12 protein-coding genes are annotated in these 13,732 nt (G+C 72.2%); 2 read left to right on the top strand and 10 right to left on the bottom strand.

The window, feature by feature from the left end; genetic code table 11:
- Position 1: 1 nt before the first annotated feature.
- Both ACSQ11_RS13585 and metK read right to left on the bottom strand, forming a co-directional pair.
- Positions 2-778 carry an alpha/beta fold hydrolase gene (locus tag ACSQ11_RS13585; protein ID WP_436006790.1) on the bottom strand — a complete coding sequence of 259 codons (777 nt, stop codon included), beginning with the start codon at positions 776-778 and terminating at the stop codon, positions 2-4.
- A 27-nt stretch (positions 779-805) separates the two neighbouring features.
- Positions 806-2,026: a methionine adenosyltransferase gene (gene metK / locus ACSQ11_RS13580; protein WP_436006240.1), complete on the bottom strand. Its 1,221-nt coding sequence runs from the start codon at positions 2,024-2,026 to the stop codon at positions 806-808.
- Positions 2,027-2,204: 178 nt separating this feature from the next.
- On the opposite strand from metK, the gene ACSQ11_RS13575 reads away from it, so the two are divergent.
- Both ACSQ11_RS13575 and ACSQ11_RS13570 read left to right on the top strand, forming a co-directional pair.
- Positions 2,205-3,587 (top strand): hypothetical protein, encoded by a 1,383-nt coding sequence (locus ACSQ11_RS13575; RefSeq protein ID WP_436006238.1) that lies wholly within the window; start codon positions 2,205-2,207, stop codon positions 3,585-3,587.
- Positions 3,584-4,819, top strand: a complete 1,236-nt coding sequence (locus tag ACSQ11_RS13570; RefSeq protein WP_436006236.1) for a DivIVA domain-containing protein — start codon at positions 3,584-3,586, stop codon at positions 4,817-4,819. Before ACSQ11_RS13575 ends, ACSQ11_RS13570 begins: the two co-directional genes overlap by 4 nt.
- 225 nt (positions 4,820-5,044) lie before the next feature.
- On the opposite strand, the gene ACSQ11_RS13565 is transcribed toward ACSQ11_RS13570, so the two are convergent.
- The 8 genes from ACSQ11_RS13565 to carB all read right to left on the bottom strand — a co-directional run bounded on the left by ACSQ11_RS13565 (position 5,045) and on the right by carB (position 13,731).
- Entirely contained in the window at positions 5,045-6,349 is a 1,305-nt protein-coding gene (locus tag ACSQ11_RS13565; RefSeq protein WP_436006234.1) for a bifunctional phosphopantothenoylcysteine decarboxylase/phosphopantothenate synthase, read from the bottom strand.
- A 7-nt stretch (positions 6,350-6,356) separates the two neighbouring features.
- On the bottom strand, positions 6,357-6,620 hold the full coding sequence (gene rpoZ / locus ACSQ11_RS13560) for a DNA-directed RNA polymerase subunit omega (RefSeq protein WP_035947719.1): 264 nt from the start codon (positions 6,618-6,620) through the stop codon (positions 6,357-6,359).
- Between the two features lie 4 nt (positions 6,621-6,624).
- Positions 6,625-7,203 (bottom strand): guanylate kinase, encoded by a 579-nt coding sequence (gmk, locus tag ACSQ11_RS13555; protein WP_436006232.1) that lies wholly within the window; start codon positions 7,201-7,203, stop codon positions 6,625-6,627.
- Positions 7,200-7,517, bottom strand: a complete 318-nt coding sequence (mihF, locus tag ACSQ11_RS13550) for an integration host factor, actinobacterial type (RefSeq protein WP_436006230.1) — start codon at positions 7,515-7,517, stop codon at positions 7,200-7,202. The genes gmk and mihF overlap by 4 nt, the downstream gene beginning before the upstream one ends.
- Positions 7,518-7,650: 133 nt before the next feature.
- The gene (gene pyrF / locus ACSQ11_RS13545) at positions 7,651-8,547 is read right to left on the bottom strand and encodes an orotidine-5'-phosphate decarboxylase (protein ID WP_436006228.1); all 897 of its coding nucleotides are present in this window, start codon (positions 8,545-8,547) and stop codon (positions 7,651-7,653) included.
- The gene (locus tag ACSQ11_RS13540; RefSeq protein ID WP_436006226.1) at positions 8,544-9,506 is read right to left on the bottom strand and encodes a dihydroorotate dehydrogenase; all 963 of its coding nucleotides are present in this window, start codon (positions 9,504-9,506) and stop codon (positions 8,544-8,546) included. The genes pyrF and ACSQ11_RS13540 overlap by 4 nt, the downstream gene beginning before the upstream one ends.
- A complete protein-coding gene (locus ACSQ11_RS13535) occupies positions 9,506-10,417 on the bottom strand; it encodes a dihydroorotate dehydrogenase electron transfer subunit (protein WP_436006224.1) in 912 nt (303 codons plus the stop codon). Before ACSQ11_RS13535 ends, ACSQ11_RS13540 begins: the two co-directional genes overlap by 1 nt.
- Positions 10,414-13,731: a carbamoyl-phosphate synthase large subunit gene (gene carB, locus ACSQ11_RS13530; protein WP_436006788.1), complete on the bottom strand. Its 3,318-nt coding sequence runs from the start codon at positions 13,729-13,731 to the stop codon at positions 10,414-10,416. The genes ACSQ11_RS13535 and carB overlap by 4 nt, the downstream gene beginning before the upstream one ends.
- Position 13,732 lies beyond the last annotated feature (1 nt).

The raw sequence follows: 13,732 nt of genomic DNA, 5'->3' as shown, positions 1-13,732 counted from the left end.
GTCAGCGGCCGAGTCGGTCGAGCCGGTCGAGTCGGTCGAGGATGAGCGCGGCCATCTCGTCGGGGCGCTCGACCGACGGCAGGTGCCCCGCCCAGTCGAGCTCGACGAGCTCGGCCCCCGGGATCTCGCGGGCGAGGAGTCGTGCGATGTCGCGGTGGTGGGCCACATCGCGGTCGCCGGAGACGACGAGGGTGGGCACGCCGATGGCCGCCGCGTCGACGTCGATTCGCTCCGCCCGCGGCGGCGGGTCCTGCTCGTCGGCGGCGAGCTGCACCTCGAAGGCCCGGCGCTGCATGCGGGCCACGTCGGCACGCACCGCCTCGGGCACCTCGGGCAGGAGCCAGAAGTCGACGTTGAGCGCGGTGGCGCCTGCCACGTCGCCCGCCTCCAGCAGCTCGTCCTCGCGCTCCCCGAAGGCCAGGACGTCCGGGTCGGTCACCTCGAGCCCGCGGTAGGCCGCGTTGAGCAGGACGAGCGACGCGACCCGCTCGGGGTGCCGGGCCGCCAGCTCGAGGGCGATCCGGCCACCGTAGGAGGAGCCCACGACGGCGGCCCGGTCGATGCCGAGGGCGTCGAGGAGGTGCGCGACGTCGTCGGCGTCGGCGTAGTCCTCACCCGGCTGCGGCGACTCGCCGAACCCGCGCAGGTCGGGGGCGACGACGCGGTGCGACGCGGCGAGCGCGGGCAGGACCGGCGCCCACATGCCCCGGTCGGTGATGCCCGAGTGGATGAGGACGACGGCGGGCCCGGTGCCCTCGTCGTCGTGCGCGAGGAGCAGCGGGCCCGTCGTCGTCGTGCTCAGGGGTCAGCCCTTGACCGCGCGCTGGAGGTCCTCGACGCGGTCGGTGCGCTCCCAGGTGAACGGGTCCTGCACGCCCTCGGCCGTGGTGCGGCCGAAGTGGCCGTAGGCAGCGGTGGGCTTGTAGATCGGGCGGAGCAGGTCGAGCGCGTCGAGGATCGCCGCCGGACGCAGGTCGAACACCGAGAGGATGGCACTCTGGATCTTGTCCGCGGCCACGGTCTCGGTGCCGAAGGTCTCGACGTATATGCCGACCGGCTGGGCCTTGCCGATGGCGTAGGCGACCTGGACCTCGCAGCGGCGTGCCAGACCCGCGGCGACGACGTTCTTGGCGACCCATCGGGTGGCGTAGGCGGCGGAGCGGTCGACCTTCGACGGGTCCTTGCCGGAGAAGGCGCCACCACCGTGCCGGGCCATGCCGCCGTAGGTGTCGACGATGATCTTGCGACCGGTGAGGCCGGCGTCACCCATGGGGCCACCGATGACGAACGTCCCGGTCGGGTTGATGAGCGAGCGGTAGTTCGACGTGTCGAGCTCGGTCCCCGTCTCGGCGAGCTCGGCGAGCACCGGGCCGATGACGTGCTTCTCGATGTCGGGGCTGAGCAGGCCGTCGAGCGAGATGCCCTCGGCGTGCTGGGTCGACAGGACGACCGTGTCGAGCTTGACCGCCTTGTCGCCCTCGTAGCTGATCGTCACCTGGGTCTTGCCGTCCGGGCGGAGGTAGGCGACGTCCTCACCCTTGCGGACCGCCGTGAGGCGCTCGGCGAGGCGGTGGGCGAGGAAGATCGGCAGCGGCATGAGGTCGGCCGTGTCGTCGCAGGCGTAGCCGAACATCAGGCCCTGGTCGCCGGCACCCTGCTTGTCGAGCGGGTCCACGCCGCCCGTGCGGTTCTCGTAGGCCGTGTCGACGCCCTGTGCGATGTCCGGGCTCTGCTGGCCGATCGAGACCTCGACGCCGCACGAGGCACCGTCGAAGCCCTTGGTCGAGCTGTCGTATCCGATGCCGAGCACCGTGTCGCGCACGATCTTGGGGATCTCGACATAGGCCTCGGTCGTGACCTCACCCGCGACGTGGACGAGCCCGGTCGTCACCATCGTCTCGACGGCGACACGCGCCCGAGGGTCCTGCTCGAGCATGGCGTCGAGGATCGAGTCCGAGATCTGGTCACAGATCTTGTCGGGATGCCCCTCGGTGACGGACTCGGACGTGAACAGGCGTGCAGCCACCCGGGGCTCTCTTTCGTACGGGATCAGGTCGGTCATCCGCGCCTGCGGCAGCGGGGAACCAAATCTAACCCCTCCGACGCATGGTGGACGGCGGCAGCCGTCCCTTGGGCAGCCGGCCCCGTGCGGGGGCGCTCGTCCGGACCAGCGCGCCGGGTGGAGGTGGTGCATGATGTGCGGCGTGAACGACCCCCTCGACCTGTTGGCGCGGGCCCAGCGCCTCGCCGAAGAGGTCCGGTCCGACTCGCTGCGCGAGGTCGCCGAGGCGCGCCGTGACGCCGCGCAGGTGAGGGCCCGCACGGCCGACGCGCTCTCCGAGCTCGAGGGCGTGACGTCCTCGCTCGAGCGGGCCCGGGCCGAGGCCACCGCGGTCCTCGACGCGGCGCGGGATGAGGCCAACGCGCTCCTCGCCGATGCCACCGACCAGGCCTCGCTCGTCCGGGCCCGGTCCTCCAAGACGGCCGACGAGGCGCTGGCCGTCGCCGAGGAGGACGCCGCCGCCCTCGTCGCGGCCGCCGAGACCCGCGCCGCGTCCATCGTGGCCGCCGCCGAGGAGACCGCCCGACTCCGTGTCGAGCGGGCCGAAGGCGAGATCGCCGTCGCCCGCGAGGAGTGGACGCTCCAGCGGGCCGCGGCCGAGCAGGAGGTCGTGGGGCTGCGCACCCGTGCCGAGGAGGACTCCCAGCGCCTTCGCGACGAGGCGGAGTCGTATGCCGTCGGGCACCGTCTCGAGGCCGAGCGCGCCGCCGACGCCCTGCGGTCCGAGGCCGAGCAGGTGGCCCGCACCGCCGGCGAGGAGCGCGAGTCCGTCCTCGTCACGGCCCGGCGCGAGGCCGCGGAGCACCTCGAGCGCTCGCGGGCCGAGGCCGACGAGCTCATCCGTTCCACGGAGGCGCACCTCGCGTGGGCACAGGCGACCGTCCGCGACATCGTCGGCACCGCCGAGCGCGAGACCATGGCGCAGCGTCGTGACCAGCACCGCGCACTGTCCGAGCGGGCGCGCCAGCACCGGGACCGGATCGCCACCTTCACAGGCAGTGCCGCGGCGCGGGCGGCCGACCTCACCTCCGAGGCCGAAGCCGAGTCGGCGAACCTGCGTGCCCAGGCGACGTCGGTCCTCGACGAGGCTCGGGCCGACGCCGCGCGCACCCTCGAGGACGCCCGCCGCGAGGCCGAGCGGCTGACCCGGACGGCCCAGGAGAAGGCCGCCGAGGCCGAGGCCCGTGCCGAACGACGGCTCGCCGAGGCCGAGCGGGGCGCCCAGCTCGTGCGGCGCAGCGCCGCCGACGACGTCGAGCGCTTCCAGCGCGAGGCGCACGAGCAGCACCGGGCGGCCCGAGCCGAAGTCCTTCGCATCACGTCCGAAGCCCAGTCGCGCTCCGACGCGATCCGCGCCGAGGCCGAGGCCGGCGTCGAGCGGGCCCGCGACGAGGTCGCCACGCTCGCCGCCCGGCGCGACGCCATCACCGCCCAGCTGGCCGACCTCAGCGGCGTCATCGACGCCCTCGCCGTCGGCGAACCGAACCTGTCCCCGCCCCCCACCCCGCACCAGGAGCAGTCATGAGCACGCCCCAGTTCCCGACGATCTTCCGTGGCTACGACCCCACCGAGGTCGACCGCCACCTCGCGACCATCGCCAACACCGTCGACTCCGCCCGCCAGGAGGTCGCCCAGGTCACCGTGGAGCTGACCAAGGTCACCCAGGACAACGCCGCCCTCGCCGAGGCCCTGGCGGAGCAGAAGGCGCTTGTCGCCGAGCTCGAGGCGCGCAGCGCGCAGTCCTCCTCCCCCACGTTCGCCAACCTCGGCGAGCGGATCGGGGCCATGCTCACGCTCGCCGACGAGGAAGCGGCCTCGATCCGCGAGTCCGCGACCAACGACGCCGCCGAGCACCGCCGTCTCGTCGAGGAGTCGGCGGCCACGGTGCGGGCCGAGGCCGACCGCTACGCGGAGGAGGTGCGCCAGCGCGCCGACGTCGCGGCGTCCGAGACCATCGGCACCGCCAAGCTCGAGTCCTCGTCGATGATCGAGGACGCCGGGCGCGAGGCGTCCGCCCGCCGCGAGGAGGCCGAGGCCTACTTCGAGAGCCAGCGCGCCCGCGCCGCCGCAGCCGCTGCGGACTTCGAGAGCACGCTCCAGGAGCGCCGGGGCCGCGCTGCCGAGGAGTTCATGACCGCGGAGAGCACCCACGAGGCGCGGATCGCCGAGCTCGAGGAGCGGGCCGAGACGCTGACCCGTGAGGCCGAGGAGAAGCGCCGGTCGCACGAGGCCGAGGCCGTCTCCATCCTCGACCAGGCCAAGGCCGAGGCCTCCGCCGTGGTGACCTCGGCCCGGGAGCAGGCCGACCGGATCAAGCGCGACTCCGAGCGCGAGCTGGCCGCCGCCACGGCCCGCCGCGACAGCATCACTGCCCAGCTGAGTAATGTCCGCAACATGCTCGCCACCCTCGGCGGCGCGTCGGCCCTCGGCCAGGCGGGCTTCGGTGAGGCACCGGCTGACGAGACCCCCGTGGACACCGAGACCGCGGAGACCGTCGAGCCCGAGGGTGACGCACCCCAGGCTGACTCGACGACGGACCAGATGGGCGCCGAGGCGGCCGACGACGCCGCGACGAACGACACCGAGGCCGTGGCGGACGATGCCGCGACGAACGACGCCGCGACGAACGACGCCGCGACGAACGACACGGAGGCGGCCGATGAGGCCGCGACTGCCGACGCCGAGCAGCAGGCTGACGCCGAGCGCGAGGTCGAGAAGGCCGGATCGGGCCGCAAGGGTTCCGGCAAGCGGAAGTAGCACCGCCTCCGGCGCCACGGCGCCGGGGCACAGACAGCCCCTCGACCCCGGGACACCACGTCCCGGGGTCGAGTCCTGCCCGGGTATGCACGATCGGCCCCGCCCACAGCGGGACCCACCCGTGTCAGAGCCTCGACGTGTTGCGACTTCGCAGAGTCACTCGCTGGCGCTCACAACTCTGCGAAGTCGCAAGAAGTCGGTGTGTGGTGACGGGCCGGGGCGGTGTCAGAGCAGGCTGGAGACGACGTCCCAGACGGCGTCGGCGACCACCGACTTGCTCGCCGGGCCGACCTCGATGCCCTCGTCGCTGCCACGACGCAGGATCGTCACGGTGTTGTCGTCGGCGCCGAACGTCTTGTCCTCGCCGACCTCGTTGACGACGAGGACGTCACAGCCCTTGCGCTCGAGCTTGGCGCGGCCGTGGTCGAGCACCGAGCCGGACTCGTCGCCGGTCTCGGCGGCGAACCCGACGATGACCGGCCTGGCCGACCCGACACGGCTCCTGACGAGGTCGGCGAGGATGTCGGGGTTGCGCACCAGCGTGATGCTCGGCGCGGACTCGTCGGACGAGCCGTCGGCACCGGTCTCGTGGTGCTTCTTGATCTTGGTGCTCGCATAGCTCGACGGCCGGAAGTCGGCGACGGCGGCCGCCATGACCACCGCATCGGCGTCGGCGGTCGCGGCGACGACGGCGTCGCGGAGCTGGAGGGCGGTCTCGATGGTCACGACGTCGACGCCGGGCAGGTCCGCCGGGGCGGAGGTCACGAGCGTGACGTCGGCTCCGCGGGCCACCCCTGCGGCGGCGAGGGCAAGGCCCTGCTTGCCCGAGCTTCGGTTGCCGAGGAAGCGCACGGGGTCCAGCGGCTCGCGGGTGCCGCCGGCGGTGACGACCACGCGCCGCCCGGCGAGGTCCCCACGACGCACGGCAGCGTCTGCGGATGTGGTGGCTCTAGCCACCGGATCCGCAGACGCAGGGGCGGTGGAGGTGCGGGCAGCGGAGGCCGAGCGGGCGAGCTCACGCTCGCACACGGCATACAGGTCCTCGGGCTCGGGAAGCCGTCCGGGACCGGTGTCCTTGCCGGTGAGCCGGCCGCTCGCGGGCGGGACGACGTGAACGCCGCGCTCGGTGAGCGTGCTGACGTTGGCCTGGGTGGCCGGGTGGTCCCACATCTCGGTGTGCATCGCCGGGGCGAGCACGACCGGGCAGCGCGCCGTGAGGAGGACGTTGGTGAGCAGGTCGTCGGCCTGACCGGTCGCGGCCTTGGCGAGCAGGTCGGCGGTCGCCGGTGCGACGACGACAAGGTCGGCCTCCTGGCCGAGCCGCACGTGGGGCACCTCGTGGACGTCGGTCCAGACGTCGGTGCTCACCGGCTTGCCCGACAGGGCAGCCCACGTGGGAGCCCCGACGAACTTCAGCGCCGCTGCCGTCGGCACGACCGTGACGTCGTGCCCCGCCTCGGAGAGCAGGCGGAGCAGCGAACAGGCCTTGTATGCCGCGATGCCGCCCGCCACACCGAGGACGACGCGCACGGGTGGCTCAGTCCTCGATCTTCTCTGAGGTGAGCATGTTGCCGTTGATCTCGCGCAGCGCGATGGACAGCGGCTTCTCGTGGACCTCGGAGTCGACGAGGGGGCCGACGTACTCGAGGAGGCCCTCCTGCAGCTGCGCGTAGTAGGCGTTGATCTGGCGCGCGCGCTTGGCCGAGTAGAGGACGAGGGAGTACTTGGAGTCGGCGTGCTGGAGCAGCTCGTCGATCGGCGGGTTGGTGATGCCGATGGGGTTGGCCTTGGTGCCTGACACGGAATCAGTCTCGTTTCGTCTGGTGGGGGGTGCGCATCAATGATACGAGTTCGTCGGCGGCCCGCCGAACGTCGTCGTTGACGATGGTCACGTCGAACTCCTCGGCCGCGGCGAGCTCGGCCCTGGCGGTGGTGAGCCGGACCTCCCGCTCCTCCGCGGTCTCGGTCCCCCGGCCGACGAGCCGGCGGACCAGCTCGTCCCAGCTCGGTGGGGCAAGGAATACGAAGAGCGCGTCCGGCATCGTCTCGCGCACCTGGCGCGCACCCTGGAGGTCGATCTCGAGCAGGGCCGGGCGACCCTCGGCGAGCGCGGCCTCGACCGGGCCGCGCGGCGTGCCGTACTGGGCGCGGCCGTGCACGGTCGCGAACTCGAGGAGGTCGTCGTGGTCGACCATGCGACCGAACTCCTCGTTGCTCACGAAGTGGTAGTGCACCCCGTCGACCTCGGTGGGACGGGGCTTGCGCGTCGTCGCGGAGACCGACAGCCAGACGTCGGGGTGGTGCTCGCGGACGTGGGCGGCGACGGTTCCCTTGCCCACGGCGGTGGGCCCGGCGAGCACGGTGAGCCTGGAGGGTGAGCTCACGCCTTGGAGAAGCGGGTGAGGAGCGCGGAGATCTGGTTCTGGCCGAGGCCGCGGACGCGACGGCTCTCGCTGATGCCGATCTCCTCCATGAGCGCCTTGGCCTTGACCCGACCGACGCCGGGCATCGACTCGAGGAGCGCGGACACGCGCATCTTGCCGATCACGTCGTTGGACTTCCCTTCGGTGATGACCTCACCGAGGTCACCCTGTGCGTACTTGAGGCGGTTCTTGACGGACGCCCGTTCGCGACGGGCCTGAGCCGCCTTCTCCAGCGCGGCAGAGCGTTGCTCCGGTGTCAGCGGCGGGAGTGCCATGACGGATGTCCTCCAAGTGGTGACGACGCTGCTTCTCAACGCCTTCGAGCGATTTAACCACGGACGCGATGCTCGGCACGGACCGGTGATTCGTGGTTGACCCGCTCGGCCTGCGTGCTCTGCCGAGAACGAGTCAGGACAGCAGTGCCGCCATGGCCTCGTTGGTCCGGCCCGCGCGGTCCCGCAGCGCGGTGACGTCGGGCCCGGCGGCGAGCACCTCGCGGCTGCTCGCGGGCAGCACGTTGCCCAGCGCGTCGCCGAAGACTCGTCGCAGGTCGTCGGCCGTGCCGCCCTGAGCGCCCACACCCGGGGCGAGCAGCGGACCGTTGACCGAGGCGAGGTCGAGCCCGAGGTCCTGGACCGCCGAGCCCACCGTGGCGCCGACGACGAGGCCGGTGCTGCCGAGGTCGCCGGCATCCGCCGCCGGGGTGTTCTCGGCAGTGGCGCCGTGCACGATCGATCCCGCGACGCTGAGCTCACCGGCCCGGGCGTGCTGGACCGAGGCGCCCTCGGGGTTCGACGTCAGGGCGAGCACGAAGAGCCCGCGGCCGTTGGCCGCAGCGGTGTCGAGCGCGGGTCGCAGGGACTCGTAGCCGAGGTAGGGGCTGGCGGTGAGCGCGTCCACGGGCGAGACGGCGCCGGCACCGAGGTAGGCCTCGGCGTAGGCGGCCATCGTCGAGCCGATGTCGCCACGCTTGGCGTCGAGCAGGACGAGCGTGCCGGCGGCACGCAGCTCACGGATGGCGTCCTCGAGCACGGCGATGCCCGCGGACCCGAAGACCTCGAAGAAGGCCGACTGCGGCTTGACGATCGCGACGTGCCCGGCGAAGGCCTCGACGCAGGACCTGGTGAAGGACCGCAGGCCGTCGAGGTCGTAGGTCAGCCCCCACGACTCCACGAGGGCCCGGTGCGGGTCGATGCCGGCGCACAGCGGGCCGTGCTGAGCGGTGGCCGCACGCAGCCGCTGGCCGAAGGTCGAGGTCGTGGCCGCCTCCGCGGCCGCTGCTGCGTGGCTGGGTGTCGTGCTCACGGGATCACCATCCTGTCGTGCGCGACCCCGACGAGCTCGGTGATGCGGGCGACGCCGTGGGACTCGGCGAGCGCCTCGAGCTCGGTGAGGACGCGCTGCGGTGCGGTCGGGTCGTTGAAGGTCGCGGTGCCCACCTGGATGCCGGTGGCGCCGGCGGCGATGAGCTCGAGCGCGTCGCGTCCGGTGCGCACTCCCCCGACGCCGATGAGCGGCACCGTCTGGAAGCGCCCGTCGCGCATGGCGGCGGTCACCTGCCACAGCGCGCGGACGGCGACCGGGCGGATGGACGGACCCGAGAGCCCACCGGTGATCCCGCCGAGCTGCGGCCGGAGCCGGTCGGTGTCGATGACCATCCCGAGGAGGGTGTTGATCATCGTCAGGCCGGTGGCGCCGGACTTCACCGCGGCGTCCGCGATCGAGACGATGTCGGTGACGTCGGGCGTGAGCTTGGCGAACATCGGTACGTCGCGGGGCAGCTGCTCGCGCACGAGGGCGATGACCTTGCCGGAGGCGAGCGGGTCGTTCGCGAAGACGAGACCGCGGTTGGCGACGTTGGGGCACGAGATGTTGACCTCGACCCCGACGACGCAGTCGAAGGCGTCGCTGGAGGCGAGGACGCGTGCCACGTCGGCGAACTCCCCCGCGGTGTTGCCGGCGATCGAGACGAGCACCCGCGCGCCGACGGACTTCAGCCACGGCAGGTCGTTCTCGACGAAGGCGTGGATGCCGGGACCCTGCAGGCCGATCGAGTTGAGCATCCCGGAGGCCGTCTCGGCCATGCGCGGCGTGCCACGACCCGAGCGCGGGTCCATCATCACCGTCTTGGTGACGAACGCCCCGAGGTGCGAGACGTCGAAGAAGCGGTGGAGCTCACGACCGTTGGCGGCGCAGCCGGAGGCCGTCATCACCGGGTTGGGCAGGGTGCGGCCGGTGAACGTCACGGACATGTCGACGGCCATCAGTGTCCTCCCACCCTCGGCGCACCGACCGTGTCCTCGGGGACCCCGCAGACACCGTCGTGGAAGGCCCCCCACCGGATGCGGTCACCACGGAAGACCGGGCCCTCGACGCAGGAGCGCACCATCTTGGTCACCCCGGCCTTGTCGCGCACCGGCATGACACAGGTCATGCACACGCCGACACCGCACGCCATCGACTCCTCGACGGCGACCTGGGCGACGGCCCCGTGCTCGGCCGCGACCCGCGTCACCGACTGGAGCATCCCCATCGGTCCGCAGGCGTAGGCGACGGCAGCGCCGGTGCGCCGGAACACCTCGGGCAGGACGTCGCTGACCCATCCCTTGTGCCCGGCGGACCCGTCGTCGGTCGTCACGGTCACGCCGTCGGCGGCACGCCGGGCCTCGACGACGCCGAACAGCCGGTCCTCCGAGGCGGCGCCGAGCACCATCTCGACGCTGCACCCGCGCTCGCGCAGCACGTCGGCGAGCCAGAACAGCGGCGCCGAGCCGTAGCCGCCGCCGACGAGGACGGTCGCGACCGGCTCGGTCGGCAGCGGGAACGGTCGGCCGAGCGGGGCGACGACGTCGACCGTGTCGTGCGCACGCAGCGCGGTGAGCCACTGCGTGCCCGGACCCTTGGCGGCGAGCACGAGGTCGAGCGTCCCGCCATAGGTGCCCGACGGGCTGACCTTGTGGATCGAGAACGAGCGGCGCAGCAGGTTGCCGGTCGTCGGCCCGCCCACGGCGAGAGCGGCGAACTGGCCGGGGCGCGCGAGCTCGGCGACGCCGGGCGCGACGATCGTCAGGTGGTGGTAGGCGCCGACGCGCCGGGTCGCGATGACCTCCCCCTGGACCTGCACGACACCGCTGCCGGGACGGGCGGCGGCACCCTCGGGTCGACCAGTGCTCATCGGCCGGCCACCTGCATGAGGTCGAGGTTGCGGGCGTGCTCCTGGAGCGAGGTCACCGTGAGGTCGCCGCGTCGCAGCGCCTCGATCGCCTGGACCGCGGCCGCGAACTCCTGCACCGTCGTGATGAGTGGGACGTCCGCGGTGTTGGCGGCCGCGCGGATGGCGTAGCCGTCGGCGCGGGCGCTCTGCCCGGTCGGCGTGTTGATGACCATCGCGATCTCGCCGTCGAGGATGAGCTGGCCGATCGTGCGGGCGTCGCTCGCCTGCGCGTCACCCTCGCTCTCGGTGATCTTGCGGATGACCTCGGCGGGGATCCCGTTGCGGCGCAGCACGTCCGCGGTGCCGGAGGTGGCGACGACGGTGAAGCCGAGGTCGACGAGCCGGTTGACCGGGAAGAGCATCGCGCGCTTGTCGCGGTTGGCGACCGACACGAAGACCGTGCCGCTGTCGGGCAACCCTCCGTATGCCGCGAGCTGGCTCTTGCCGAACGCTCGCCCGAACGTCGAGTCGATCCCCATGACCTCACCGGTGGAGCGCATCTCCGGCCCGAGCAGGGAGTCGACCATCGTGCCGTCGGCGGTGCGGAAGCGGTGGAAGGGCAGCACGGCCTCCTTGACCGAGATCGGCGCGTGCGGCGGCAGCGTGCCACCGTCCCCGCTCGGCGGCAGGACGCCCTCCTCGCGCAGCTGGGCGATGGTGGCGCCGAGCATGATCCGGCTCGCGGCGTTGGCCAGGGCGACCCCGGTCGCCTTCGCGACGAACGGCACGGTCCTCGACGCGCGCGGGTTGGCCTCGAGGACGTAGAGGATGTCCTGCGCCAGGGCGAACTGGACGTTCATCAGCCCGACGACGCCGATGCCCTGGGCCAGCCGGCGGGCGGACTCGCGGACGAGCTCGATCTCGGCGTTGCCGAGGGTGGCCGGCGGCAGTGCGCAGGCGGAGTCGCCGGAGTGGATGCCGGCCTCCTCGATGTGCTCCATGACGCCACCGAGGTACATCTCGGTGCCGTCGTAGAGGACGTCGACGTCGATCTCGATGGCGTCGTCGAGGAAGCGGTCGACGAGGACCGGGTGCTCGGGCGAGGCGTTCGTCGCGCGCTCGACGTAGGTCACGAGGGTGTCGTCGTCGTAGACGATCTCCATGCCGCGACCGCCGAGGACGTACGACGGGCGCACGAGGACCGGGTAGCCGATCCCCTGCGCGACCTCGAGCGCCTCCGCGGCGCTGTATGCCGTCCCGTGCTGGGGCGCGGGCAGCTTCGCCTCTGCGAGGACGCGCCCGAAGGCGCCACGGTCCTCGGCGAGGTCGATGGCCTCGGGCGAGGTGCCGACGATCGGCACGCCCTCGTCCTTGAGCGCGCGGGCGAGGCCGAGCGGCGTCTGTCCGCCGAGCTGGACGATGACACCAGCGATCGGGCCCGCCTGCTTCTCGGCGTGGTAGACCTCGAGCACGTCCTCGAGCGTCAGCGGCTCGAAGTAGAGCCGGCTCGACGTGTCGTAGTCGGTCGAGACCGTCTCGGGGTTGCAGTTGACCATGACCGTGTCGTAGCCCGCGTCGCGCAGCGCGAAGCTCGCGTGCACGCACGAGTAGTCGAACTCGACGCCCTGACCGATGCGGTTCGGGCCCGACCCGAGGATGAGGACAGCCTCACGCTCGCGCGGAGCCACCTCGCTCTCCTCGTCGTAGGAGCTGTAGTGGTACGGCGTCTGCGCCGCGAACTCGGCCGCGCAGGTGTCCACGGTCTTGAAGACCGGGCGTACGCCGAGGGCGTGACGGACACCGCGGACCACGGCCTCCGGCATACGACGGATCTCGCTGAGCTGCGCGTCGCTGAAGCCGTGTCGCTTGGCCAGCCGCAGCAGGTCCGGCGTGAGCTCGGCCGACTCCCCCAGCTCGCGGGCGATGTCGTTGAGCAGCTCGATCTGGTCGAGGAACCACGGGTCGATGCCGGTGGCGGCGTGCGTCTCCTCGACGGTCGCACCGCCGCGCATCGCCTGCTGGACGGTGACGATGCGGCCGTCCGTGGGGCGCACGGCCACCGTGAGCAGCTCGAGCGCCTCCTCGCGCGTGAGCGCCTCGCCGCGCCAGTGGAAGGACGAGCCCTTCTGCTCGGTCGAGCGCAGGGCCTTCTGCATCGCCTCGGTGAAGCTGCGCCCGATCGACATGGCCTCGCCGACCGACTTCATCGTCGTCGTGAGGGTGTCGTCGGCGGCCGGGAACTTCTCAAACGCGAACCGCGGCACCTTGACGACGACGTAGTCCAGGCTCGGCTCGAAGCTCGCCGGGGTCTCGCGGGTGATGTCGTTGGGGACCTCGTCGAGGGTGTAGCCGATCGCCATCTTCGCCGCGATCTTGGCGATCGGGAAGCCCGTCGCCTTCGACGCCAGCGCCGAGCTGCGCGAGACGCGCGGATTCATCTCGATGACGATGATGCGGCCGTCGCGGGGGTTGACGGCGAACTGGATGTTGCAGCCGCCGGTGTCGACGCCGACCTCGCGGATGACGGCGATGCCGATGTCGCGCATCCGCTGGTACTCGCGGTCGGTGAGGGTGAGCGCGGGGGCGACGGTGATCGAGTCACCGGTGTGGACGCCCATCGGGTCGAGGTTCTCGATGGAGCAGACGACCACGACGTTGTCGCGGTGGTCACGCATGACCTCGAGCTCGTACTCCTTCCAGCCCTTGATCGACTCCTCGAGCAGCACCTCGGTCGTGGGGCTGGCCTGGAGGCCGGCGCCGGCCATGCGGCGCAGCTGGGTCTCGTCGTCGGCGAAGCCGGAGCCGAGCCCACCCATGGTGAAGGAGGGGCGGACGACGAGCGGGTAGCCGAGCTCGTCGGCGGCGGCGAGCACCTCGTCCATCGTGTGGGCGATGACGGAGCGGGCGCTCTCGGCGCCGCAGCGCTCGACGACCCCCTTGAACAGCTGGCGGTCCTCACCCAGCTGGATGGCCTCGACGTTGGCGCCGATGAGCGGGCAGCCGTACTTCTCGAGGACGCCGGCCTCGTGAAGCGCGATGGCGCAGTTGAGCGCCGTCTGGCCACCGAGGGTCGCGAGCACCGCGTCGGGGCGCTCCTTGTCGATGATCTTCTCGACGACCTCGGGGGTGATCGGCTCGATGTAGGTCGCGTCGGCGAACTCGGGGTCGGTCATGATCGTCGCCGGGTTGGAGTTGACGAGGATGACGCGCACGCCCTCCTCGCGCAGCACCCGGCAGGCCTGGGTGCCGGAGTAGTCGAACTCGCAGGCCTGGCCGATGACGATCGGGCCGGACCCGATGACGAGGACGCTCGTGATGTCGTCGCGCTTCGGCATC

This window comes from Knoellia sp. LjRoot47, from assembly GCF_964253435.1.
GTDB lineage: Bacteria > Actinomycetota > Actinomycetes > Actinomycetales > Dermatophilaceae > Knoellia.
Note: the sequence above shows the minus strand (reverse complement) of the source record. Positions and strands in the feature narration are given on the sequence as shown.

Bases quoted from the DNA above. Each gene is read 5' to 3' on its own strand.
- carB (WP_436006788.1), bottom strand. From the start codon at position 13,731: ATGCCGAAGCGCGACGACATCACGAGCGTCCTCGTCATCGGGTCCGGC.
- ACSQ11_RS13540 (WP_436006226.1), bottom strand. From the start codon at position 9,506: ATGGCCGTCGACATGTCCGTGACGTTCACCGGCCGCACCCTGCCCAAC.
- ACSQ11_RS13570 (WP_436006236.1), top strand. From the start codon at position 3,584: ATGAGCACGCCCCAGTTCCCGACGATCTTCCGTGGCTACGACCCCACC.
- ACSQ11_RS13535 (WP_436006224.1), bottom strand. From the start codon at position 10,417: ATGAGCACTGGTCGACCCGAGGGTGCCGCCGCCCGTCCCGGCAGCGGT.
- mihF (WP_436006230.1), bottom strand. From the start codon at position 7,517: ATGGCACTCCCGCCGCTGACACCGGAGCAACGCTCTGCCGCGCTGGAG.